Genomic DNA, 23,020 nt, shown 5'->3' with positions numbered 1-23,020 from the left:
TCAGTCGCCTCCGAAGCAGATCAGGCGGTCGGCTTCCTGGGCCGCCTCGTGCAACTGGCCGAGGCCGGACAGCTCCCAGGGCGCGTCGAGGTTATGCCCGGCGCGGCCGTAGCGCTGCGCTTCCTCGCCGTTCAGCACCCCACGGCGCAGGGCGGCGGCGATGCACACCACGCCATCCAGCCGATGTTCCTGCACGAAGGTGCGCCAGGCGGCCGGCAGGTCCAGCTCGTCCTGTGCGCTGACCGTCAGCGAGGAAGCCAGCTGCACGCTGTCCTGATAGAAAAACACACGGACGATCTCATGGCCGCCGGCCAGCGCCGCCTCGGCGAAACGCAGCGCGCGGCGACTGGAGGGGGCATGGGGCGGGGCGAACAGGGCGAGGGCGAATTTCATCTGGAGCGGCCTGGCAACAATGCCGCCCATGATAAACGCAAACGAAAGAGCCCGCCAAAGTTGGCGGGCTCCGGGGACTGCGCGGCGGTCGGGATCAGTCGTCGCTGCCCATGATGCCGAAGATCTGCAGCAGGCTGATGAACAGGTTGTAGATCGACACGTACAGGCTGATGGTCGCCATGATGTAGTTGTTCTCGCCGCCGTGGATGATCTCGCTGGTCTGGTAGAGGATCGCCGCCGAGGAGAACAGCACGAAACCGGCGCTGATCGCCAGTTGCAGGCCGCTGATTTCGAACAGCCAGGCGGCCAGTACGGCGCCGAGCAGGACGAAGAAGCCGACGGTGAGGAAGCCGGACAGGAAGCTCATGTCCTTGCGGGTGGTCAGCACGTAGGCGGACAGACCGCCGAAGACGATGGCGGTCATGGTGAAGGCGCTGACGATCACGTCGGCACCGTTGGCCATGCCCAGGTAGCGGTCGAGGATCGGGCCGAGGGTGTAACCCATGAAGCCGGTCAGGGCGAAGGTGCTGACCAGGCCCCAGCCGGAGTTGCGCAGTTTGACGGTGAGGAAGAACAGGCCGTAGAAACCGACCAGGGTGATCAGCATGCCCGGGTGCGGCACGTGCGCCTGCTGCGCGGCGAAGGCCACCAGGCCGCTGAAGCCAAGGGTCATCGCCAGCAGGGCGTAGGTGTTGCGCAGGACCTTGCTGGTCTCGAGCTGGGCGACCTGCGTGCTCTGCAGGGCATAGGGTTGTTCGCGCATGTGCGGATTCCTCCTGGAAAATCGTGTGCTTGGCGGACAGGCGCCAGCATAGCAAAGCGGCGATGACGGCCAGGCAACTAGAGTTTGACAGTCTGTTTCTATCCGGTAGTATTGCCGCCCGTTGTGGAAGTGTGGCCGAGTGGTTTAAGGCAGCGGTCTTGAAAACCGCCGACGGGCAACTGTCCCAGAGTTCGAATCTCTGCGCTTCCGCCATCTATTCAACGCAAAGCCCCGGTTTCCGGGGCTTTGTCGTTTCTGGAGTTCGCCCTCTTCATGGCGAACTTCGCGCGCTTACGGCCGGCATGTATATAGATGAAGAGCCCCGCCTTACCAGGGCAGGAGAAACTGGCGCGGCGGGAGGGGCGGGATCTCAGCGTGGTTCATTGCGTTCCGCCACCTTCTGAGCGGCGACGATGAGACGACTCCGGGCCGTTTCGGACAATTCTTGCAGGTACTTGAGTTCGCGCTGCAGCGTCTCGATATGGTCGAGCCAGGCGGAAAACGGTTCGGCGCCGATCGCCTCGATCGTGGCGGCCAGCTCTTCCTTGCTCTTGCCCAGCACCAGCAGCATCACCCGGCGGCTGAAATTGAAGCGCTCGTTGTAGTCGAGCGCCTGGAGCTGCTCGAGGTTCATCGCGGCGTCGAAGTCGATGTCGGTCAGCTGTGGTGCGTCCATGCGGCTATCTCCCTGCCGTGCTTGATTCAGATCCTTGGAAAGCAAGTCGTGTGCCCAAGTCTTGTGCGCCGGCATAATTGCGATTGATCGAAAATATAGCAGCGCGCAGGCATGATGCACTGCACCAGTCGTCGGGCGCTCTCGATGCTGGCTGCCCATCCTTCTGGCGTTCCTTCTCCGGCCTGCCCAGCGGCCTATCTGGCCAAGGCTGGGCGCCAGCGGCATGCCGCGCCTTGGCCGACTCTCGCCGGGGTCGATCAAGTGACGTGCCGGAAGGCTGATTTTAGATTTCTGGCGCCAGTATTTTGGGTGTATTGTGTGTTGTGCATCGCAAAATCGAGGAATTCTGCCCGCTTCGCCTTGGCCTTCGATGGTGTTTGAACTGGGCTGAATTCATGTGTCCGCGCCCTGGCGGGATTCGTGCCCGCGGACGCCGTGAGCACGGGTTGCGACAGGACTGCGACTGTCCTTTGACAGGCGCATTTGTTAAGGTCGCACCCAATATTGTGGGCCGTTTCAGTGGGCCGATCTGGCGTTATCGAGGTATTGCGTGATCAACGTGCTCGTGGTGGATGATCATGATCTGGTGCGCACCGGCATTCGCCGCATGCTGGCCGATGTTCCCGGGCTGAGTGTTGTGGGTGAAGCGGGCTCGGGCGAGGAAGCCCTGCTGCGCGTGCGCGAGCTGAAGCCCGATCTGGTGCTGATGGACGTGAAGATGCCGGGCATCGGCGGTCTGGAGGCCACGCGGAAGATCAACCGCAGCCATCCGAATATCAAGGTGATCGCCGTCACCGCCTGTGACGAGGAGCCGTTTCCTTCCCGTCTGCTGCAGGCGGGTGCATCCGGCTACCTCACCAAGGGCGCGGCGCTCGAGGAGATGATCAAGGCGATTCGCCAGGTGTTCGGCGGCCATCGCTACATCAGCGCCGACATCGCCCAGCAACTGGCGCTCAAACCGTTCCAGCCGCAGGGCGAGGTCTCGCCCTTCGAGCAGCTGTCCGAGCGCGAGATGCAGATCGCCCTGATGATCGCCGAATGCCAGAAGGTACAGGCCATTTCCGACAAGCTGTGCCTGTCGCCGAAGACGGTGAACACCTACCGCTACCGCATCTTCGAGAAGCTCGATATCACCAGCGATGTCGAGCTGGCCATGCTGGCGGTGCGCCACGGCATGGTTGACGTCGACAGCTGAGATGGCCGTGGAGTTCGACAGCAGCGGCTTCCTGGCCGGCTGCAGCAGCCATCCCGGCGTCTATCGGATGTCCGATGGCGACGGCCGGCTGCTCTATGTCGGCAAGGCCAACAACCTCAAGAAGCGCCTCTCCAGCTACTTCCGCAAGTCGGGGCTGGCGCCGAAGACCGCCGCGCTGGTGGCGCGCATCGCGCAGATCGAGACCACCATCACCGCCAACGAAACCGAGGCGCTGCTGCTGGAGCAGACGCTGATCAAGGAATGGCGGCCGCCGTACAACATCCTGCTGCGCGACGACAAATCCTATCCCTACGTGTTCCTCTCCAGCGAAGACGAGTATCCGCGCCTGGGCATCCACCGGGGCGCGAAGAAGCAGAAGGGCCGCTATTTCGGCCCCTATCCCAGCGCCTTGGCGATCCGCGAGAGCCTCAACCTGCTGCAGAAGACCTTCCTGGTCCGCCAGTGCGAGGACAGCTACTTCAAGAACCGTACGCGGCCTTGCCTGCAGTACCAGATCAAGCGCTGCAAGGGGCCCTGCGTCGGCCTGGTCAGTCCCGAGGAGTACGCCGAGGACGTGCGCCACTCCGCCATGTTTCTCGAGGGACGCAGCAACCAGCTCGCCATCGAGCTGACCGCGGCCATGGAGAAGGCCGCCGGCGACCTGGACTTCGAGCGCGCCGCCGAGCTGCGCGACCAGATCGCCCTGCTGCGCCGGGTGCAGGACCAGCAGAGCATGGAGGGCGGCAACGGCGACGTGGACGTGGTGGCCGCGGTGGTCAGCCCCGGCGGCGCCTGCGTCAACCTGATCAGCGTGCGCGGCGGGCGGGTGCTGGGCAGCAAGAGCTTCTTCCCCCAGGTGGCCATCGAGGAGGAGGCGGCCGACGTGCTGGCCGCGTTCCTCGCCCAGTATTACCTGGGCACCGGCGAGCGCGACCTGCCCGCCGAGCTGATCGTCAACTGCGTGCACGACGATTTCCCCGCCCTGGCGGAGGCCATCGCCGCGGTACGCGGTCGCGCGCCGGCGATCAGCCACCGCGTGCGCGGTACCCGCGCGCGCTGGCAGCAGCTCGCGCTGACCAACGCCGAGCAGGCGTTGGCCGCGCGGCTGGCCAACCGTCAGCACGTCGCCGCCCGTCTGGAGGCGCTTGGCGAGGCACTGGGCATGGACGAGGCGCCGCAGCGCCTGGAGTGTTTCGACATCAGCCATTCCAGTGGCGAAGCGACCGTTGCCTCCTGCGTGGTGTTCGGTCCCGAGGGGCCGCTCAAGTCCGACTACCGGCGCTTCAATATCGAGGGTGTGAGCCCCGGCGACGACTACGCCGCCATGCACCAGGCGCTCACCCGGCGTTTTCGTCGGCTCAAGGACGGGGAGGGCAAGATGCCCGACATCCTCCTGGTCGACGGCGGCAAGGGCCAGCTCAACATGGCCCGCGAAGTGCTGCAGGAGCTGGCGGTGGTCGATCTGATCCTGCTCGGCGTGGCCAAGGGCGTGACCCGCAAGCCGGGCTTGGAGACCCTCTATCTCAATGATGCCGAGCACGAGTTCACCTTGCCCGGTAACTCGCCGGCGCTGCACCTCATCCAGCAGATCCGCGACGAGGCGCATCGCTTTGCCATCACCGGGCACCGCGCGCGGCGCGGCAAGGCACGCACCACCTCGAGCCTCGAGGAGGTGCCCGGCGTCGGACCCAAGCGCCGGCGCGAACTGCTCAAGCACTTTGGCGGCCTGCAGGAGCTGGGCCGCGCCAGCGCCGAGGAAATCGCCAAGGCACCGGGAATCAGCAAAAAGCTCGCCGAGTCGATTTATGCCGTACTGCACAGTGAGTAGAATGGCGCAACTCTTTGAATCTCAAGGGTCCTGATGAATATCCCGAATTTGCTGACCATCCTGCGCGTGCTGCTTATCCCGGTATTCATCGCGCTGTTCTACCTGCCGTTCAGCTGGAGCTACTGGGCCGCCAGCGGCGTGTTCGCCCTCGCCAGTCTGACCGACTGGCTGGACGGCTATCTGGCGCGGCGTCTCGGGCAAAGCACCCCCTTCGGCGCCTTCCTCGACCCGGTGGCCGACAAGTTGATGGTGGCCGTCGCGCTGGTATTGCTGGTGGAGGAACATGCCAACCTGTGGCTGACCCTGCCGGCGGCCATCATCATCGGCCGCGAGATCGTGGTTTCCGCCCTGCGCGAGTGGATGGCCGAACTGGGCGCCCGCGCTCAGGTCGCGGTATCCAATCTGGGCAAGTGGAAAACCACGGCACAGATGGCGTCCCTGATCATTCTGCTCGGCAATCCGCCGCGCATGGATTTCTGGGTGGGCCTCGGATATGGTCTGTTGATCATTGCCGCGGTACTTACCCTGTGGTCCATGGTGCAATATCTGCGCGCCGCCTGGCCGCATCTCAGCAGCGGTGCCCACGAGAAATAACTTTTTTGAATCAAAGGGTTGACAGCGGTTCGGGTTCATATAGAATGGCGCCCGTCACCAAGACGCGGGAATAGCTCAGTTGGTAGAGCACGACCTTGCCAAGGTCGGGGTCGCGAGTTCGAGTCTCGTTTCCCGCTCCAATTTTTCTGATGAATGTCGAAGTTTGATGTTCATTTGAGGCCGGGTGGCAGAGTGGTCATGCAGCGGATTGCAAATCCGTGTACGCCGGTTCGATTCCGACCTCGGCCTCCACTATATAAAAAGCCCTGTAGATCCTTGATCTACAGGGCTTTTTATTTGCAATAAGAATTTCTGCAAACTTGCAGGATTGGCGATCGACTGTATATAGTCCGCCCGTGCCGAAAACGGCACGTCACAGCGCTACCGCCCGAATGGCGAAATCGGTAGACGCAGGAGACTTAAAATCTCTCGGCCGTAAGGTCATGCCGGTTCGAGTCCGGCTTCGGGCACCATTGACATACTTCCGCCTTGATCCGGGTTCACCCGAATCAGACGGAACCCCCAGAGAAACCGGCCATTGCGCCGGTTTTTTTGTATCCGGGTTCGCCCGCCTTGCGTTGATCGCCCGCTGGGTGGGGGATATTTCGGGTGTATTGGTTCGATAAGAAATAGATCGCCAGTTCTTCGCTCAATTGGATAGGTCGCAGATTTTTCAATGCGACTTTCTGGGAGAGCACTTCCTCTCGCCGCCCGCACTCCCAAACATCCCCCGCCTGCTATAGATCACGCCCGCCCATTGCCGTAGCGGCCTCCACGATGAGTCGGCGAAGCCAGGTCAGCCCCGGGTCGTGCTGCTGGTATTTGTTCCACTGCATGGCGATGGTGAGGCGCGGCGCACCCCAGGGCAGCGGCAGGATCTTCAGCGGCAGATAGCTGGTCCAGCGCTCCGCCAAGCGGCGGTGCATGGTGGCCAGCCGCTGGGTGCCGATGAGGAAGGACGGCACGCTGTTGAAAGTATTGGTGACCACGTCGAAGCGGCGCTCGACGTCGAACTTGTGCAGGAACCATTCGTCCACGGTGGGTACCCGCCGCTCGCCCCAGCGCACCACCACATGCGGCATCAGCTTGTACTGCTCGAAGGTCAGGCTCTGCGCGTCGAGCGGATGGTCCTGCCACATGACGCAGACGAACTCATCGTCGAACAGCGCCTGGGTGGGGTGGTCGGGGCGGATCTGCATGTCCGGCAGCAGCAGCAGGTCGATCTCGCCGCGTTCGATCTGCTCGGCCGGGGTGTTGTGCGGCGGGAACATTTCGATCGAGCACTGCGGCGCTTCCTGATTGATCCGCCGGCTGACCTCGGGCATCAGCACGGTGCCGACATAGTCGGAGACGATGAACGTGAATTTGCGGCTGGATTCCGCCGGTTTGAACAGCGCGCGGTTTTCCAGGGTGGCGCGCATCTGGATCAGGAGGTCGCGGATCGGCTGGCTGAGGCCGTCACCCACCGGGGTGCGCACCATCTTGCGGCCGATCTGCACCAGCAGGTCGTCCTCGAAATAGTCACGCAGGCGGGCGAGGGCGGCGCTGGTCGCCGGCTGGCTGAGGTGCAGGCGCTCACCGGCACGGGTGATGTTCTGTTCGCTAAGGAGAACGTCGAGGACGACCAGCAGGTTGAGGTCAAGACCGTAGAAACGCATGGGATTTCCCGCTCGTTGGCCTTTGCGGCAGTGCCGGGCGGCGCTGCTCGAAGCCTTCTTGTTGTGGGGCACGTCCGGGCTTGGCAAGCGTGCAGTCTTTTTACAATCCACCGCATTTATGGGTTGTATGTCAATTAAAAATTTCCCGAATAGCTCGGGGTTGCGTACTGTCGACTCTGCCTTGCCGCTGCCCGTTTGCAGTCATGCCGGCGCGGCAACACCCATCGTCCCCCGGGGCGAGGGGAACAGAACAAGAACAATGAATCGGAGAACACCATGCGCTGCGAAGCCCCTGGTATGTCCATGCAGGACGGCACCCGTTGCCGCCTGTCGCTCTCCCGGCGATGCCGCCCCGGCATGGCCCGCGTCCGCGCAGCCAACGCCGCCGGCCTGTCGATCCCGCCCCTGGCCACCGCGCTCGCCGCTAGCCCGGGCATGAATCCTGTTCCCCGCGTTTCCAGCGGTCCTGCCGACCAGTAGGGCCCGCACGCCCGGCCCCCGGGGCTGAGGCACAAAACGGCAGGGGTACGCACTCGATAGCGTGAACAAAGGTGCCGGTTACCGAAGGGCTGTTTCCAGTCGCCCCGCGGAAGCCGTCCGGGCCCGCTGCTGCCCAAAAAACCATCGCCTGCAAACAAACAGGCAGAACGACACCGGAGGAGAGGCATGACGGACAAGCGCAATCCCCTCAAGGGCTGGCAAGTGGATCCGGCGACGATCCAGTTCGTCGGTCACGACCTGCAACGGCCGGAATGCATCATCGCCCAGCCCGACGGCACGCTGTGGGCGGCCGATGCCCGCGGCGGCGTGATGCGTATCGCGCCGGACGGCAGCCAGCAGTTGCTGGCCCCGCAGCAGGAGAGCCGTGGCGAGGTTTCTTTCGAGCAGCGCTACGTGCAGTCGCAGGGCGCCTCGTTGCCCAACGGCCTGGCGCTGAGCGCCGAAGGCGACTTCATCATCTGCAACTGGGGGCTGGATCGCATCGAGCGTCTGGATCGCCAGGGCCGCCTGCAGGTGCTGCACGACAATCTGGACGGCCATCCGCTGGGCAAGACCAACTTCCCGCTGCGCGACTCGAAAGGGCGCATCTGGTTCACCGTGACCACGACCATGCAGCCGTGGACCGACTCGATCAACTCCGGCGTGCTCGACGGCTACATCGGCGTGATCGACGAGAAGGGCATCCGCATCGTCGCCGAGGGTTTCGGCGGCACCAACGAGATCCGCTTCGACGACAACGAGGAGTGGCTCTACGTGGTGGAAAGCAACGTGCGGCGGATTTCGCGCCTGCGCCTGCGTCCCGACGGCTCGCTCGGCGAGCGCGAGACCTATGGGCCGAGCGAGCTGGAAGGTTTTCCCGACGGCTTCGCCTTCGACAGTTTCGGCAACCTCTGGGTGACCCTGGTGATGAGCGACAAGCTGATCGCCATCGCTCCCGACGGCGAGGTGCTGACCCTGCTCGACGACGGCAACCCCGCAGCCACCGCCCGTCTCAACCAGCACTACGCCGCCAGGACCCTGACCCCCGAGATCATGGCCGCCGCCCGCGGCAGCCTGGCGCCCTGGATGGCCAGCCTGACCTTCGGCGGCCCCGACCTCAAGACGGTGTACCTGGGCAGCCTGCAGGGCACCCGCATTCCCTGGTTCCGCGCCCCGGTGGCCGGTCAGGCGCTGATCCACTGGCGCTAGCCGAGCCCGACCGCGAGCGATGTCAAAAACAATAATAAGGATAAGACGATGCAATCGACGATAAGCGCAATAAGGAAGGTTCAACGTCACCCGGGCGTGCGCCAACGGGCACTGGCGATAGCGGTGGCGGCCGCCATCGGCAGCCCGGCCTGCCAGGCCTTCATGATCGAAACCGACAACCCGGATGTGAAGGTCCTCTGGGACACCACGGCCAAGTACTCGTCCGCGTTCCGCGTCGAGGACCAGTCCGCGCGGCTGACCCGCGAGCCGCAGGCGAACTGGCCGAACACCGACGACGGCGACCGCAACTTCGACAAGGGGCTGATCTCCAACCGCCTGGACGTGCTCACCGAGCTCGATTTTTCCTACCGCCAGCGCTACGGCTTCCGGGTGAGCGCGGCGGCCTGGTACGACAGCGAGTACCACGGCAGCAACGACAACGACTCGCCGGCCACCGCCAACCCGCTGTCGGTGGACTACAACGAATTTCCCCAGGATACCCGCGAGCTGCACGGCGGCGACGCCGAAGTGCTCGACGCCTTCGTCTTCGGCCGCTTCGATCTGGGCTCCATGCCGCTGACCGCGCGGCTCGGCAAGCACACCATGCTGTGGGGCGAAAGCCTGTTCTACGGCGCCAACGGCATCGCCAACGCCCAGGCGCCGATCGACGTGGTCAAGGCGCAGTCGGTGCCCAACACCCAGTTCAAGGAGCTGATGCGCCCGGTCAACCAGGTGTCCGGCCAGCTGCAGCTCACCCCCGACGTGGCGCTCGGCGCCTACTACCAGCTCGAGTGGGAAAATACCCTGCTGCCGGGGGCCGGCAGCTACTTCTCGGGGGTCGACTTCCTCAGCGAGGGGGGCGAGCGCATGCTGCTGGCCAGCGACGGCAGCGTGTACTTCCAGCGTGCCGGCGACCTCGCGGCCGACGACTCGGGGCAGGGCGGCGTGCAGTTGCGCTTCCGGGTCGGCGAGGTGGACTACGGTCTCTACGCCGTGCGCTATCACGACAAGACGCCGCAGATCTACCTGCTGCCGGGCGTGGACGCCGGGCCTACCGCCAGCGGCGTGCGCGCCGGCTACTACCGCTGGGTCTATCCGGAAAACATCCGCGCCTTCGGCTTCAGCGCCTCGCGCACCTTCGGCATGGTCAACCTGGCCGGCGAGGTGTCGATCCGCCGCGACACGCCGCTCAACAGCGACGCCCAGGTGGATGCCACCGGCAGCGGCGATGGCGACGACAACGCCCTCTACGCCGTGGGCAACTCGGTGCACGCGCAGATCAACTGGCTGGCCAGCCTCGGCCCGAGCTTCATCGCCCGGGAGGCCGACTTCCTCGGCGAGATCGCCTGGAACCGCCGCACCAGCGTCACCCAGAACGAGAGTGCGCTCAACCCCAACGCCTCGCGCGATGCCAGCAACATCCGCATGGTCTACGAGCCGAAATACCGCCAGGTCTATCCGGGCCTCGACCTCTCGGTGCCCGTCGGGGTCGGCTACGGCCTGGACGGCAACTCCTCGGTGGTCGGCGCCTTCCTCGGCGAACACGTCGGCGACTTCAACATCGGCCTCAACGGCACCTACCTCGATGTCTGGCGCTTCGGCGTCTCCTACACCCACTACTTCGGGCCGGTCGACAACGCCATCGACTCGGAGGGGCATGGCTCCTACAAGCAAAACCTCGCCGACCGCGATTTCGTTGCGGTAACCCTGCGCCGCACCTTCTGAACTGCCTTGGAGTGCTGATATGAAAGCCAAACACCTGCCGCTGCGCAGCGCCATCCTCGGCGCGCTGCTGACCTTCGGTTCGCTGGCCGTGGCCGCCGTGAGCCCCGACCAGGCCGCCCGCCTGAAGAGCGAACTCACCCCCTTCGGCGCCGAGAAGGCGGGCAACGCCGATGGCAGCATCCCGGCCTGGAACGGCGGCTACACCCAGCCGATTCCCGGCTTCGAGAACGGCGGCCGGCGCGCCGATCCCTTCGCCAACGAGCAGCCGCTGCTGAGCATCACCGCCGCCAATATGGAGCAGCACGCCGACCAGCTCTCCGAAGGGCTGAAGGCGATGCTCAAGAAGTACCCGGATACCTTCAAGGTCAACGTCTATCCGACCCACCGCACCGCGGCCGCGCCGCAGTGGGTGTACGACAACACCTTCAAGAACGCGACCACCGCGAAGATCGACGGCATCAAGCTCGAAGGCGCCTATGGCGGCATTCCCTTCCCGATTCCGCAGAGCGGCGCCGAGATCATGTGGAACCACCTGCTGCGCTGGCGCGGTGCGTCCTGGCACGTGGACGTGCGCGGCGTGCAGACCACGGCCACCGGCGCCCACGTGCCGACCGTGCTGTCCTCGGTCGATTTCCAGATGCCCTACTACCTGAAGGACGGTTCGCGGGAGGAGCTGAAGAGCAAGCACCACGACAATTTCTGGCTGATCCGCATGCTCAACTACGGACCGCCGATCCGCGCCGGCGAGGCGATCACCGGGCATGAAAACCTCGACCCGGACAATACCCAGACCTGGGTGTACTTCACCGGCCAGCGCCGCGTGCGCAAGTTGCCCAACGCCTGCTGCGACACGCCGACCCCGGCCAGCGCGGGCATCTCGATGTTCGACCAGACCGACGTGTTCAACGGCCGCCTGGACCGCTTCGACTGGAAGATCGTCGGCAAGAAGGAGATGTACATCCCCTACAACACCAACCGCCTGTTCCAGCGGCCATCCAAGGACGTGCTGCTGGACCACCACATCAACCCGCAGGACATGCGCTTCGAGCGCCACCGGGTTTGGGTGGTCGAGGCCACGGTGGCCGCCGGCCAGCGCCACCTGGCGTCCAAGCGCCGCTACTACGTGGATGAGGACACCTGGATCGCCGTGCTCGCCGACCACTGGGACGCCAATGGCCAGCTGTGGCAGATGGGCTTCGCCAACCCGATCGTGATGCCCGACATCCCGGCCACCGCTTCGCCGCAGAGCTTCGGTTTCTACGACCTGCTATCCGGCGCCTGGTACTTCGACGGCATGCTCAACGACTCCAAGGAGCAGTACAAGATCATGCCGCCCTACGCCGACACCACCTTCACGCCGGAGGCCATGGCGGGCGAGGGCATCCGCTGACGGCTCGCGGCCCTGCCGCACCCTGTTTCACAAGACCGCGCGCCAGCCGGGTCGCCACAGCGCCCACGGCCGCCATCCGGCCGGCAGCCGGTCTTCATCGAGTTTGCAAGGAGTCGAACATGAGCAACACCCCCTACGACATCGTCGCCATGGGCGCCGGCCACAACGGCCTGGTCGCGGCGGCCTACCTGGCCAAGGCCGGCAAGAAGGTGCTGGTGCTGGAGCGCAAGGGCTATCCCGGCGGCGGCGTGACCACCCGCCAGCTCAACACCCCCGGCTACTGGCATGACGAGCACTCCAGCGTGCACATCATGATCCAGGGCAACCCGATGCTGCGCCAGGACGAACTGGGCCTGCTCAGCCAGCACGGGCTGAAGTACCACTACTCGCCGGTGCCGCACGCCACCATCTTCCCCGACCAGTCGGTGCTCTACACCTACAAGGACATCGACAAGACCTGCGAGTGCTTCGCCAAGGTGTCGCCCAAGGACGCCGAGACCTACCGCAAGTTCGTCAAGATGAGCCAGCAGGTCCTGCAGATGTTCATGCCGGGGCTGTATTCGCCGCCGCCGCCGCTGGGCGAGCTGGTGGCGATGCTCGATCGCAGCGACGAAGGCCGGCTGATGCTGGACTACATGAACCGCGACTGCCTGGACCTGGTCAACCAGCTCTACGAGAGCGACAAGATCAAGATCCACCTGCTGCGCCTGGTCAGCGAGAACCTGCAGGCGCCCAACGAGCTGGGCACCGGCATGGGCGTGCTGCTGATGCCGGGCATCATCCACACCTACGGCGTGTCGCAGCCGATCGGCGGCAGCGGCAAGCTGACCGAGGCGCTGGTGCGCTGCATCGAGTCCCATGGCGGCGAAGTGCGCTGCAATGCCGAGGTCGCGCAGATCCTCACCTCGGGCGGGCGCGCCACCGGCGTGCGGATGAGCGATGGCGAAACCATTTTCGCCAGGGATGCGGTGATCGGCGCGATCCACCCGCACGTGGTGCGCAAGTTCGTCGACGGCGTGCCCGAGCCGGTCCTGCAGCGCGCCGAACGCGCCAGTCTGGCGCCGTTCTCGATCATGGTCAGCCACTACGACCTCAAGGAAAACGCCAAGTACTACGCCGGCGAGGACGTCGGCTACGCCACCATGCTGGAGTTCATGGCCACCGACTCGCTCGACGAGATGCTGGCGGACTTCGACGAGCTCAAGCGCGGGCGGATCAGCGAGCGGCGCCTGTGCGCCGGCGGCGACGAGAGCATCGGCGACAAGACCCGCGTGCCGGCCGGCAGAGGGATGTTCCACGGCATCACCTTCGCCCCCTACAAGGTCACCGACCCGCGCTGGAAGGATCGCCACTGGGACGAGTTCAAGGAGGAGATCGGCGATCTGTCGCTGGCCCACTACCGCAAGTTCGTCTCCAACCTGACCGCCGACAACATCATCGCCCGCAGCATCGTCAGCCCGGTGGACCTGGAACGCTCCAGCCCCAACAGCATGATGCGCGGCGACCTGCACGGCGTGGCGCCGTACTTCTACCAGAGCGCCGGCCACCGGCCGACCCCTGACCTCGGCCAGTACACCGTGCCGGGCGTCGAGCGCCTGTTCCTGGCCGGACCGTCCCAGCACCCGGGCGGCGGCGTCTACGGCGCCGGCCGCGCTACCGCGATCAAGATGTTCGAACAACTGGGCATGGACTTCGGCGCGGTCTCCAAAGGCGTGCGCAACGACCTGCCGCCGCCGGTCGCCAGCGCCAGTCCGTCCCGCGACGGCATGGTGCTGCGCGGCCCGGCGGACGAGGAGCTGATGCACGTCGCCTCGATCAAGCGGGTCGGCGACGAGCTGGTCATCAAGGGCAAGAGCTTCGGCACCATGCCGATGGAAGCGCGCCTGGACGGCGCCGCGACCCGCGCCGGCCTGAAGATGCTGACCCTCAAGGACATGGCCTTCCTCGCCACCCTGCCGTTCCGCAAGAGCAAGCAGTCATGAGTGCCGCATTTCACAAGGAGATAACCCATGAACATCGTCGGCCTTGAATACCTGGTCTTCGGCGTCGAAGACCTGTCGGGCGCCCACCAGTACCTGCTCGACTACGGCCTGGACGTGCAGGACCACGACCCGGCCAACGGCGGCACCTATGTCGCCCTCGACGGCACCGGCCTGATCGTGCGGCGCAGCGATGCCGCCGGCCTGCCGCCGCTGCCGCCGGGCGCCGCCTCGCCCTGCCTGCGCGAAACCGTCTACGGGGTGGCCGACGCGGAAACCCTCGCCGCCATCCGCGACCGCCTGGAGGGCGAGCGCGAGGTGACGGTCGATACCGAGGGCACGCTGCACTGCATCGACGACGGCGGCTTCGGCATCGCCTTCATGGTCACCCGCCGGCGCCGGATCGAGGCCCGCTACCTGGGCTTCAACGTGCCGGGCCAGGCGCCGGGCCGCGCGCCCAACGACTGCGCGGCCAATCCGGACGAGGCGATCAAGCCGCGCTCGCTGTCGCACGTGGTCTACTTCGTGCCCGACGTGGCCAAGGCCGAAGCCTTCTACGCGCGCCTGGGCTTCGTGGTCACCGACCGCTTCAATCACCTCGGTCCGTTCATGCGCCCGGCCGGCACCCTCGATCACCACACGCTGTTCATGATCGAGAGCCAGAACGAGCACATGGTCGGCTGCAACCACTTCACCTTCCACCTGGGCTCGGCCAACGAGGTGCTGCAGCACGGCTGGAACTTCGTGAAGAAGGGCTATCGCAGCTTCTGGGGCCCCGGCCGCCACATCATGGGCAGCAACTTCTTCTGGTACTTCAACAGCCCGTTCGGCGCGGTGATGGAAATCGACGCCGACATGGACCTGCACGACGACCAGTGGGTGGCCCGCTCGATGGACCCCGGCTCCGACAATTCGCAGATCTTCCTGTTCGACGCCATCGACAAATGGGCGCCGGGTGAGTGAGGAGCGACGCCATGGCCGATGAACAGCTGCTGTGCCACCTCGACGAGATTCCCGATGGCGGCGCGCGCGGCCTGCTGCGCCAGGGCCGCGACGACCGGGTGTTCGCCGTGCGCCAGGGCGCGCAGGTGTCCGTCTGGCTCAACGACTGCCCGCACAACCACCGGCCGCTGGACTATCGGCAGGACCAGTTCTTGTCCGGCGACGGTCGGCACATCGTCTGTTACGCCCATTCGGCGCACTTCGCCATCGCCGACGGCCACTGCTTCGCCGGGCCCTGCGCCGGCCAGTACCTGACCCGGGTGCCGGCGCGGCTGGGCGCCGACGGCAGCGTGTGGATCGCCGTGCCACTGCCTGCCGCGCCCGCGCCGTTCCGGGCGGCGGGGCGCAGCGAGTCGCGCCATTCCTGAATTCCAAGCTAAAGGTCGAAATCATGTTCCAGTACTTCCCAACCAACTACGTCTGGAGCCTCTCGACGATGATCGCCCTGACCCACGGCGGCAACATCGGCGAGGTGGATGCGATGTGCGCCCCGCTCCTCGAGGCGGCCCGCGCCGGCGACGATCCGGGCACCCTGGCGTTCTACGAAGCCTGGAAGGGCGGCGGCGACAAGCTGGTCGCGCTGGCCGACGAGGATCTGGCGCGTGGCCGCCAGCTCTCCGCCGGCGAGAAGCTCGGCCGCGCGGCGCTGTACTACGGCATCGCCGAGCGCATGCAGGCGCACGGCTTCGAGCACCGCCTGGCAATGTACCGGCGCTCGCTGGAGCTGTTCGAGCGCAGCCGCACGCTGGGCCGCGAGAACTGCCAGCGCGTCGAGATCCCCTACGGCCAGGCGCACCTGAGCGGCCTGTACGTGCGCGCCGAAGGGCTGGCCGCCGGGGCGCGGGCGCCCATCGTGGTGGTGATGAACGGCCTGGATAGCACCAAGGAAATGCTGCAGAAGAGCGTGATGGGCACGATGTTCGCCCGCCGCGGCCTGTCGACGCTGTTCGTCGACCAGCCGGGCACCGGCGAGGCGTTGCGCCTGCACGGCATGCCGGCGGTGCACGACACCGAGGTGTGGGCGGCGAAGATTGTCGACTGGCTGGAGCAGCACCCCGAGGTCGATGGGCAGCGCATCGGCGCGCTGGGCGTCTCACTGGGCGGCTACTACTGCCCGCGTGCGGTGGCCTTCGAGCCGCGCTTCGCCTGCGGCGCGGTGTGGGGCGCCAACCACGACTGGCGCGAGGTGCAGCAGGCGCGCCTCAAGCGCGAGGGCGAGAACCCGGTGCCGCACTACTGGAAGCACGTGCAGTGGGTGTTCGGCGCCAAGGACATGAACGACTTCCTCGCCAAGGCCGAGCACATGCACCTCAACGGCGTGCTGGAGCGTATCCGCGTGCCGTTCCTGGTCACCCACGGTGACAACGACCGGCAGATCCCCCTCAAGTACGCCCACCAGACCTTCGAGCAACTGGTCAACAGCCCGGACAAGGAACTGATCGTGTTTACCGCCCGCGAGGGCGGCGTCGAGCACAGCTCGTTGGACAACCCCAGCAACGCCGGAAACCTGATCGCCGACTGGCTGGCCGAGAAGCTCGGCGGCAGCACCGTCTGAGCGGCCTCATCACGCTAATAACAAGGAGAAGGACCATGGCACTGATCCACAACGTGCTCATCGTCGGCGGTGGCATCGGCGGCATGTGCGCCGCCATCCAGTTGGCCAAGCAGGGCATCGCCGTCGACCTGGTGGAAATCAATCCGCACTGGGCGCCCGACGGCGCCGGCATCACCATCAGCGGCCCGACGCTGCGCGGCCTGCGCAAGATCGGCGTGGTCGACGAGGTGCTTCGCGAGGGCGGCTCGTGGCGCGCCATCGACGTCTGCGACGCCAACGGCAAGCTGACCCGCACCGTGCCGGTGGCCCCGGCCACCGGCGCCGAAGACCTGCCGAGCGCCGCGGGCATCCTGCGCCCGGTGCTGGCCGACATCCTCGCCAAAGCCACCCAGAACGCCGGCGCCAAGGTACGCCTGGGCGTCAGCTTCCAGAGCATGGAGCAGGACGAGGAGGGCGTGGACGTCGTCTTCACCGACGGCAGCCGCGGGCGCTACGACCTGGTGGTCGGCGCCGACGGGGTCAACTCGGCGGTGCGCAAGCTGGTGCTGCCCGACTTCCCCGGCCCGCAGTTCAGCGGCCAGGGCTCGTGGCGCGCGGTGGTGCCGCGCCTGCGGGAGAACTCCACGGTGTACATGGGCAAGACCACCAAGGCCGGCATGAACCCGATCAGCGCCAGCGAGTGCTATCTGTTCGTGCTCGACAAGCGCGCGGGCATGGACTTCATCCCGGCGGAGCAGTGGCCGCAGAAGCTCGCCGAACTGCTCGAGGAGTTCGGCGGCCAGGTCGGCGACATCCGCCGCGGCCTGCTCGACGGCTCGCTGGGCGACCACCGCCTGCTCTACCGCCCGCTGGCCGGCCACATGATCAAGGCGCCGTGGCACAAGGGACGCATCGTCCTGCTCGGCGACACCGTGCACGCCACCACGCCGCACCTGGCCTCCGGCGCCGGCATCGCCGTCGAGGGGGCCATCGTGCTGGCCGAGGAGCTCAAACGCCGCTATTCGCTGGAAGGCGCGCTGATCGCCTACGCCGGCCGCCACTACGACCGCGCGCGCCTGGTGGTCAGCGCCTCGGGGCGCATGGGGCAGATCGAGCAGGCCGGCGGCTCGCTGGAGGAACATACCCGGGTGATGGTCGACGCCCAGGAGGCCCTGCGCGCGCCACTCTGAAGGCCGACGGCCAATCCGCGCCACACCGTGGTAACCCGGCACCGGTCATGGTGCCGGTGTCCCCGGGCAAATCCCTGTAGGGGCGAATCTATTCGCCCAAATGTCCGGTAAAAGGCGAGTGAATTCGCCCCCACAGCACGCCTTCAGGCGCGTCTCCCACATCCCTCCTAACCACGCAACCGCCCGCCATTCCCGCCGCCCCGGGAATGGCGGGCGGTTGCGTTTGTGTTCCCGCAATCCGGCCTTTCGACCAATTCGTTGCATGGATACCTCGGATACCAACAAACGATTTCTCGAATGGTTGGCCGGGCGCTAAGGTCTTCCCCATCGGACGGATCGCCGCGGCGACCGCTCCAGCCTCGCCCGCCAAGGCGGCGGGTATAACAAGAACAAGCAGGAGATTTGCCGTGCGCAACAGTCATCAGGACCGTGTCGCAGTCATCACCGGCGCTGCCGGCGCCCTGGGCCAGCACTTCGCCGTGCGCCTGGCCGAGGCGGGTTGCCATCTGGCGCTGGCCGATCTGGCTATGCCCGAGGAGACCATCGCCGCCGTGCGTGCCCTGGGCCGCGAGGTGTACGCCGAGGCCTTCGACCTCGCCGATGCCCAGGCGGTGCGCGGGTTCGCCGCCAACGTGCTGAAGCACTTCGGCCGCTGCGACATCCTGGTCAACAACGCCGCCTACATGCCGCTGGTGCCCTTCGCCGAGCTGACCCTGGAAACCTTCCGCCGCTTCGAGGCGGTCAACGTCGAGGCGTCCCTGCTGCTGGCGCAGAGCTTCGCGCCAGACATGGCCAGCCGCGGCTACGGGCGCATCGTGCAGATCGCCTCCAGCACCGTGGGCAATCCGATGCCCAACTTCACCGCCTACATCACCACCAAGATGGCCGGCATCGGCCTGGTTCGCGCCCTGGCGGCGGAACTCGGCCCGCAGGGCATCACCGTCAACGCCATCTCCCCGGGCCTGACCCGCACCGCCGCCTCCGAAAAGAACCTCCCCGCCGCGCTGTTCGAGGCGGTGTGCCAGCAGCAACTGATCAAGCGCAACGGCGTGCCGGAGGATCTCTGCGGCCTGCTGGCCTTCGTCACCTCCGAGGACGCCGCCTTCATCACCGGGCAGGTCCTCAACGCCGATGGCGGCACGGTGTTCTGACCCCGCGCCACCCGCTTCACCCGTCATAACAATTACAAGAGACAGCGCTATGAAGATTGCCTTGTTCGGCGGCCCCGGCCGCCAGGCCGCGTGCCGTCCGTGGTGTGCCCCCGTCGTCGCGCTGGCGCTGCTGGCCGGCGCGCTGGGTGTCCCCCCGCTGCGTGCGGCGCCGCTGGCCGAAGCCGATGCGCGTCCGGCGCTGGCCGTGGCGGCCTTCCAGCACTCGGTGATCCAGGCCGTGCACAACACCGGCAAGCGTCTGGTGGCGGTGGGCGAACGCGGCCTGATCCTGCTTTCCGACGACGACGGGGCGAGCTGGCGCCAGGCCAGGGTGCCGGTCAGCGTCGGCCTCACCGCCGTTCGGTTCCCGACCCCCAGCCAGGGCTGGGCGGTGGGCCACTTCGGCACCGTGCTGCACAGCGCCGATGGCGGCGAGAGCTGGCAGGTGCAGCTGCGCGGCGGCCAGGCCGCCGAGCTGATGCTGGCCGATGCGCGGCTGCGCGCCAGGGACGACGTGGAGCAGTCCGCCGCGGTCGCCAGCGCCCAACGCATGGTGGACGACGGCCCGGACAAGCCCCTGCTCGACCTGTACTTCGCCGACGAACAGCACGGCATCGTGGTCGGCGCCTACAACCTGATCCTCGCTACCCGCGACGGCGGCCAGACCTGGCAGTCGCTGTCCGCCCGCCTGGACAACCCCGGCGCCCGCCACCTGTACGCCATCGCCGGCGGCGGCAGCAGCCTCTACATCGCCGGCGAGGAGGGCCGGGTGTTCCGCTCGGACGACCTCGGCGCGAGCTTCACCCGCCTGGCTACCCCCTACCAAGGCAGCTACTTCACCGTCGCCGCCGACGCCGCCAGCGTGGTGGTGGCCGGCCTGCGCGGCAACGCCTTCCGCTCCAGCGACCGTGGCCAGACCTGGAGCCAGCTGCAGTCGCCGGCGCCGGTGTCGGTGGTCGCCAGCCTGTTGGGCCGCGACGGTCGGCTGATCCTCGCCAACCAGGCCGGGCAGTTGCTGGAAAGCCGCGACCAGGACGCGCGCCTGCAGCCGCTCGCCGCGGCGCCGCTGCCGCCGCCCACCGGCCTGGCCCTGCAGGCCTCGGGCGAGCTGCTGGTCAGCAGCCTGCAAGGCCTGGTCCGCCCGGCCGTCCGTCCGGCCCAGCATTGAGAGAGTCGAGATAAGCCATGCATACGCCGGATTCGAATAGTTTTTCCGTCATCCCCAACCTGTCGGCCTTCGATCGCCAGTCCGGCAACGTCGTCGAGCGCCTGCTGTTCAACAACCGCCTGGCGGTGGTCGTGCTGTGCCTGCTGACCACCCTGCTGCTCGGCTGGCAGGCGCTGGGTCTGCAGCTCAACGCCAGCTTCGAGAAAACCATCCCGGCCGGGCATCCCTATATCGCCAGCTACCTCAGCCACAAGGACGACCTGCGCGGTCTCGGCAACGCCGTGCGCATCGGCGTGGTGAGCCGCTCCGGGAACATCTACAACGCCGAGTACGTTGAAACGCTGCGCAAGCTCAACGACGAAGTGTTCCTGATCCCGGGCGTGGACCGCGCCGGCATGAAGTCGCTGTGGACGCCAAACACCCGTTGGATCGGCGTGACCGAGGAAGGCATGGAAGGCGGCCCGGTGATCCCGGACGGCTACGATGGCTCGGCCGCCAGCCTGCAGCAGCTGCGCGCTAACATCGACCGCTCCGGCGAGATCGGCCAGCTGGTGGCCCTCGACGGCAGCGCCAGCGTGCTCTACGTGCCGCTGCTCAGCCAGCTGCCGGACGGTAGTGCCATCGACTACGCGCAGCTGTCCGCCCGCCTGGAAGACCTGCGCGGCCGCTACCAGCAGGGCGACATCCAGCTGCACATCACCGGCTTCGCCAAGATCGTCGGCGATCTGATCGACGGCCTGCGCGAGGTGCTGACCTTCTTCGCCCTGGCGGTCGGCATCGTCACCGCCATGGTGTTCTGGTACACCCGCTGCGTGCGCAGCACCGCGCTGGTGGTGGCCAGCTCGCTGGTGGCGGTGATCTGGCAGCTGGGGCTGATCGCCGCGCTGGGTTACCAGCTCGATCCCTACTCGATGCTGGTGCCGTTCCTGGTGTTCGCCATCGGCATGAGCCACGGCGCGCAGAAGATGAACGGCATCATGCAGGACATCGGCCGCGGCACCCACAAGTACGTCGCCGCGCGCTTCACCTTCCGCCGCCTGTTCCTCGCCGGGCTGACCGCGCTCTTGGCCGACGCGGTGGGCTTCGCGGTGCTGCTGGTGATCGACATCCGGGTGATCCAGGAACTGGCGATCGCCGCCAGCCTGGGCGTGGCGGTGCTGATCTTCACCAACTTAATTCTGCTGCCGATCATGCTGTCCTACAGCGGCGTCAGCCCCGCCGCCGCTGCGCGCAGCCTGAAGGCCGAGCAGGTCGACGTGCGCCATCCCTTGTGGGCCTTGCTCGACCGCTTCACCCGTCGTCCGGGCGCCGTGGTGGCGCTGCTCGGCGCGCTGCTGCTGACCGGCGCCGGGCTGCTCGGCAGCCACCAGCTGAAGATCGGCGACCTCGATCCGGGTGCGCCGGAACTGCGCGCCGACTCGCGCTACAACCGCGACGTGGCGGTGATGAACGGCCGCTTCGGCGCCAGCAGCGACGTGTTCGCGGTGATGGTCGAGACCCCCGGCAACGGCGGCTGCGCCAGCTACGAGGTGCTCAAGCGGGTCGATGCGCTGGAGTGGCAGCTGCGCCAGCTGCCGGGGGTGGAGTCGACCAGCTCGCTGGCGCTGCTCAACCGCCAGGTGCTCACCGGCCTCAACGAGGGCAATCCGAAGTGGTTCGAGCTGATCAAGAACCAGTCGATGCTCAACTTCATCACCGCCGGGGCGCCGCGCGGCCTGTACAACGACGCCTGCGACCTGCTGACCCTCTACGTCTACCTCAAGGACCACAAGGCCGACACCCTGACCCGCGTGGTCGAGCACGTCGAAGCCTTCGCCGCCGCCAACGACACCGACGCCATCCACTTCCGGCTGGCCGCCGGCAGCGCCGGCATCGACGCGGCCACCAACATCGTGGTCAAGCAGGCCTGGCGGCAGATGCTGTTCCTGGTCTACGGCGCGGTGACCCTGCTGTGCTTCGTCACCTTCCGTTCCTGGCGCGCGGTGGTGGTGGCGATCCTGCCGCTGATGCTGACCTCGCTGCTCGCCGAGGCGCTGATGGTGGCCCTGGGCATGGGCGTGAAGGTCGCCACCCTGCCGGTGATCGCCCTCGGCGTGGGCATCGGCGTGGACTACGCGCTGTACATCCTGTCGGTGACCCTGGCGCGCATGCGTGCCGGAGACAGCCTCTCCGACGCCTACTACGCGGCGCTGACCTTCACCGGCAAGGTGGTGCTGCTGACCGGCCTGACCCTGGCCGTCGGCGTCGCCACCTGGACCCTCTCGGCGATCAAGTTCCAGGCCGACATGGGCATCCTGCTGGCCTTCATGTTCCTGTGGAACATGGTCGGCGCCCTGGTCCTGCTGCCGGCGCTGGCGCACTTCCTCCTGCCCCAGGGGCGGCAGCTCGAGCGGCGCGCCGAGTCGAGCGACCTCGAATCGAGGGCGGCCTGAGATGGACGCACATATCGATTGCCCGCGCCGCCCGGCCGTGTCGAACACAGGAACCTGAGCATGCCCGCGATTCCCTACAAGCCGCTGGAGGCGGCCGGCCCCGAAGAGCTGGTGGCGCCGATCCGCGAGCGCCGCGGCGGCACGCTGCTCAACCTCGACCGCATGCTGCTGCACAGCGTGCCGTTCACCCAGGGCTGGGGCGCGCTGCTGGGCAAGGTGCGCAACGAGCTGGAGCTGCCGGCCAAGCTGCGCGAGCTGGCGCTGTGCGCGGTGGCCGCGCTGTGCGGCGCCGAATACGAAATGCACCACCACGGCCCGCTGTTTCTCAAGGCCGGCGGCACCCCGGCGCAGTTCAACGCCCTGCGCGATCTGAAGAGCGCCGTCGGCAACCAGCAGTTGTTCACCCCGCTGGAGCGCGCCGTGCTGCGCCTGGCGCTGGAGATGACCCGCCAGGTCCGGGTGTCCGCCGCACTGCTGGACGAGTTGCGCGGCGAACTGGGCGACACCCGGCTGGTCGAGCTGGTCGGGGTCGTCGCCACCTACAACATGGTCGCGCGCTTCGTCGTCGCTCTCGGCGTCGAGGTGGAGCGCGCGGCCGGCACGGTTTGACCAAGCGAGCGGCCCCGCACCAGCGGCGCGGGGCAATCAATAAC

General features: G+C 66.7%; 19 protein-coding genes and 4 tRNA genes. 19 read left to right on the top strand and 4 right to left on the bottom strand.

All coding sequences use genetic code 11. The features are described 5' to 3' along the window. Positions 1-393, bottom strand: a complete 393-nt coding sequence (gene tusD / locus LMJ29_RS08140) for a sulfurtransferase complex subunit TusD (protein ID WP_229605020.1) — start codon at positions 391-393, stop codon at positions 1-3. Positions 394-487: 94 nt separating this feature from the next. Next, the gene (locus LMJ29_RS08135) at positions 488-1,156 is read right to left on the bottom strand and encodes a Bax inhibitor-1/YccA family protein (RefSeq protein ID WP_229605019.1); all 669 of its coding nucleotides are present in this window, start codon (positions 1,154-1,156) and stop codon (positions 488-490) included. Positions 1,157-1,281: 125 nt separating this feature from the next. Between LMJ29_RS08135 and LMJ29_RS08130 the strand changes: the two genes are divergently transcribed. Beyond that, positions 1,282-1,369: transfer RNA gene (locus LMJ29_RS08130), tRNA-Ser, on the top strand. Positions 1,370-1,526: 157 nt separating this feature from the next. On the opposite strand, the gene LMJ29_RS08125 is transcribed toward LMJ29_RS08130, so the two are convergent. Further along, the gene (locus LMJ29_RS08125) at positions 1,527-1,832 is read right to left on the bottom strand and encodes a hypothetical protein (protein ID WP_229605018.1); all 306 of its coding nucleotides are present in this window, start codon (positions 1,830-1,832) and stop codon (positions 1,527-1,529) included. Positions 1,833-2,382: 550 nt separating this feature from the next. On the opposite strand from LMJ29_RS08125, the gene gacA reads away from it, so the two are divergent. The 6 genes from gacA to LMJ29_RS08095 all read left to right on the top strand — a co-directional run bounded on the left by gacA (position 2,383) and on the right by LMJ29_RS08095 (position 5,922). Beyond that, on the top strand, positions 2,383-3,027 hold the full coding sequence (gene gacA, locus LMJ29_RS08120) for a response regulator transcription factor GacA (protein ID WP_229605017.1): 645 nt from the start codon (positions 2,383-2,385) through the stop codon (positions 3,025-3,027). Between the two features lies 1 nt (position 3,028). Then, complete coding sequence (gene uvrC / locus LMJ29_RS08115) at positions 3,029-4,855, top strand: excinuclease ABC subunit UvrC (RefSeq protein ID WP_229605016.1); 1,827 nt, start codon at positions 3,029-3,031, stop codon at positions 4,853-4,855. Positions 4,856-4,888: 33 nt separating this feature from the next. Next, positions 4,889-5,449 (top strand): CDP-diacylglycerol--glycerol-3-phosphate 3-phosphatidyltransferase, encoded by a 561-nt coding sequence (gene pgsA, locus LMJ29_RS08110; protein WP_229605015.1) that lies wholly within the window; start codon positions 4,889-4,891, stop codon positions 5,447-5,449. Between the two features lie 64 nt (positions 5,450-5,513). After that, positions 5,514-5,589: transfer RNA gene (locus LMJ29_RS08105), tRNA-Gly, on the top strand. Between the two features lie 38 nt (positions 5,590-5,627). Beyond that, a tRNA-Cys gene (locus tag LMJ29_RS08100) sits at positions 5,628-5,701 on the top strand. 134 nt (positions 5,702-5,835) lie between these two features. Beyond that, positions 5,836-5,922: transfer RNA gene (locus LMJ29_RS08095), tRNA-Leu, on the top strand. 264 nt (positions 5,923-6,186) lie between these two features. Here LMJ29_RS08095 and LMJ29_RS08090 read toward each other — a convergent pair. Further along, complete coding sequence (locus LMJ29_RS08090; RefSeq protein ID WP_229605014.1) at positions 6,187-7,107, bottom strand: LysR family transcriptional regulator; 921 nt, start codon at positions 7,105-7,107, stop codon at positions 6,187-6,189. A 666-nt stretch (positions 7,108-7,773) separates the two neighbouring features. Between LMJ29_RS08090 and LMJ29_RS08085 the strand changes: the two genes are divergently transcribed. The 12 genes from LMJ29_RS08085 to LMJ29_RS08030 all read left to right on the top strand — a co-directional run bounded on the left by LMJ29_RS08085 (position 7,774) and on the right by LMJ29_RS08030 (position 22,976). Beyond that, on the top strand, positions 7,774-8,796 hold the full coding sequence (locus LMJ29_RS08085) for an SMP-30/gluconolactonase/LRE family protein (protein ID WP_229605013.1): 1,023 nt from the start codon (positions 7,774-7,776) through the stop codon (positions 8,794-8,796). Positions 8,797-8,844: 48 nt separating this feature from the next. Continuing rightward, complete coding sequence (locus LMJ29_RS08080; protein ID WP_229605012.1) at positions 8,845-10,521, top strand: DUF1302 domain-containing protein; 1,677 nt, start codon at positions 8,845-8,847, stop codon at positions 10,519-10,521. Between the two features lie 19 nt (positions 10,522-10,540). Continuing rightward, positions 10,541-11,911, top strand: a complete 1,371-nt coding sequence (locus LMJ29_RS08075; RefSeq protein WP_229605011.1) for a DUF1329 domain-containing protein — start codon at positions 10,541-10,543, stop codon at positions 11,909-11,911. Between the two features lie 119 nt (positions 11,912-12,030). Beyond that, positions 12,031-13,893 (top strand): phytoene desaturase family protein, encoded by a 1,863-nt coding sequence (locus LMJ29_RS08070; RefSeq protein WP_229605010.1) that lies wholly within the window; start codon positions 12,031-12,033, stop codon positions 13,891-13,893. A 27-nt stretch (positions 13,894-13,920) separates the two neighbouring features. Next, positions 13,921-14,853, top strand: a complete 933-nt coding sequence (locus LMJ29_RS08065; RefSeq protein ID WP_229605009.1) for a VOC family protein — start codon at positions 13,921-13,923, stop codon at positions 14,851-14,853. 11 nt (positions 14,854-14,864) lie between these two features. Further along, complete coding sequence (locus LMJ29_RS08060) at positions 14,865-15,260, top strand: Rieske (2Fe-2S) protein (protein WP_229605008.1); 396 nt, start codon at positions 14,865-14,867, stop codon at positions 15,258-15,260. Between the two features lie 23 nt (positions 15,261-15,283). Beyond that, positions 15,284-16,447 carry an alpha/beta hydrolase family protein gene (locus LMJ29_RS08055; RefSeq protein ID WP_229605007.1) on the top strand — a complete coding sequence of 388 codons (1,164 nt, stop codon included), beginning with the start codon at positions 15,284-15,286 and terminating at the stop codon, positions 16,445-16,447. A gap of 35 nt (positions 16,448-16,482) precedes the next feature. Continuing rightward, positions 16,483-17,616 (top strand): FAD-dependent oxidoreductase, encoded by a 1,134-nt coding sequence (locus LMJ29_RS08050; RefSeq protein ID WP_229605006.1) that lies wholly within the window; start codon positions 16,483-16,485, stop codon positions 17,614-17,616. Between the two features lie 407 nt (positions 17,617-18,023). After that, positions 18,024-18,767, top strand: a complete 744-nt coding sequence (locus LMJ29_RS08045) for an SDR family NAD(P)-dependent oxidoreductase (protein ID WP_229605005.1) — start codon at positions 18,024-18,026, stop codon at positions 18,765-18,767. A 49-nt stretch (positions 18,768-18,816) separates the two neighbouring features. Further along, positions 18,817-19,935, top strand: a complete 1,119-nt coding sequence (locus LMJ29_RS08040) for a WD40/YVTN/BNR-like repeat-containing protein (protein WP_229605004.1) — start codon at positions 18,817-18,819, stop codon at positions 19,933-19,935. Between the two features lie 17 nt (positions 19,936-19,952). Beyond that, on the top strand, positions 19,953-22,367 hold the full coding sequence (locus LMJ29_RS08035; protein ID WP_229605003.1) for an efflux RND transporter permease subunit: 2,415 nt from the start codon (positions 19,953-19,955) through the stop codon (positions 22,365-22,367). A gap of 60 nt (positions 22,368-22,427) precedes the next feature. Next, a complete protein-coding gene (locus tag LMJ29_RS08030; protein ID WP_229605002.1) occupies positions 22,428-22,976 on the top strand; it encodes a carboxymuconolactone decarboxylase family protein in 549 nt (182 codons plus the stop codon). The last annotated feature ends 44 nt before the right edge of the window (positions 22,977-23,020 follow it).

Source organism: Pseudomonas oryzagri (genome assembly GCF_020831405.1).
GTDB classification, from domain to species: Bacteria; Pseudomonadota; Gammaproteobacteria; order Pseudomonadales; family Pseudomonadaceae; genus Geopseudomonas; species Geopseudomonas oryzagri.
The sequence above is the reverse complement of the archived record's forward strand: the minus strand, read 5'-3'. Positions and strand labels throughout refer to the sequence as shown.

Coding starts and splice junctions, on each gene's coding strand:
- tusD (WP_229605020.1), bottom strand. CDS start 393: ATGAAATTCGCCCTCGCCCTGTTCGCCCCGCCCCATGCCCCCTCCAGT.
- LMJ29_RS08135 (WP_229605019.1), bottom strand. CDS start 1,156: ATGCGCGAACAACCCTATGCCCTGCAGAGCACGCAGGTCGCCCAGCTC.
- LMJ29_RS08125 (WP_229605018.1), bottom strand. CDS start 1,832: ATGGACGCACCACAGCTGACCGACATCGACTTCGACGCCGCGATGAAC.
- uvrC (WP_229605016.1), top strand. CDS start 3,029: ATGGCCGTGGAGTTCGACAGCAGCGGCTTCCTGGCCGGCTGCAGCAGC.
- pgsA (WP_229605015.1), top strand. CDS start 4,889: ATGAATATCCCGAATTTGCTGACCATCCTGCGCGTGCTGCTTATCCCG.
- LMJ29_RS08090 (WP_229605014.1), bottom strand. CDS start 7,107: ATGCGTTTCTACGGTCTTGACCTCAACCTGCTGGTCGTCCTCGACGTT.
- LMJ29_RS08085 (WP_229605013.1), top strand. CDS start 7,774: ATGACGGACAAGCGCAATCCCCTCAAGGGCTGGCAAGTGGATCCGGCG.
- LMJ29_RS08080 (WP_229605012.1), top strand. CDS start 8,845: ATGCAATCGACGATAAGCGCAATAAGGAAGGTTCAACGTCACCCGGGC.
- LMJ29_RS08075 (WP_229605011.1), top strand. CDS start 10,541: ATGAAAGCCAAACACCTGCCGCTGCGCAGCGCCATCCTCGGCGCGCTG.
- LMJ29_RS08070 (WP_229605010.1), top strand. CDS start 12,031: ATGAGCAACACCCCCTACGACATCGTCGCCATGGGCGCCGGCCACAAC.
- LMJ29_RS08065 (WP_229605009.1), top strand. CDS start 13,921: ATGAACATCGTCGGCCTTGAATACCTGGTCTTCGGCGTCGAAGACCTG.
- LMJ29_RS08060 (WP_229605008.1), top strand. CDS start 14,865: ATGGCCGATGAACAGCTGCTGTGCCACCTCGACGAGATTCCCGATGGC.
- LMJ29_RS08055 (WP_229605007.1), top strand. CDS start 15,284: ATGTTCCAGTACTTCCCAACCAACTACGTCTGGAGCCTCTCGACGATG.
- LMJ29_RS08050 (WP_229605006.1), top strand. CDS start 16,483: ATGGCACTGATCCACAACGTGCTCATCGTCGGCGGTGGCATCGGCGGC.
- LMJ29_RS08040 (WP_229605004.1), top strand. CDS start 18,817: ATGAAGATTGCCTTGTTCGGCGGCCCCGGCCGCCAGGCCGCGTGCCGT.
- LMJ29_RS08035 (WP_229605003.1), top strand. CDS start 19,953: ATGCATACGCCGGATTCGAATAGTTTTTCCGTCATCCCCAACCTGTCG.
- LMJ29_RS08030 (WP_229605002.1), top strand. CDS start 22,428: ATGCCCGCGATTCCCTACAAGCCGCTGGAGGCGGCCGGCCCCGAAGAG.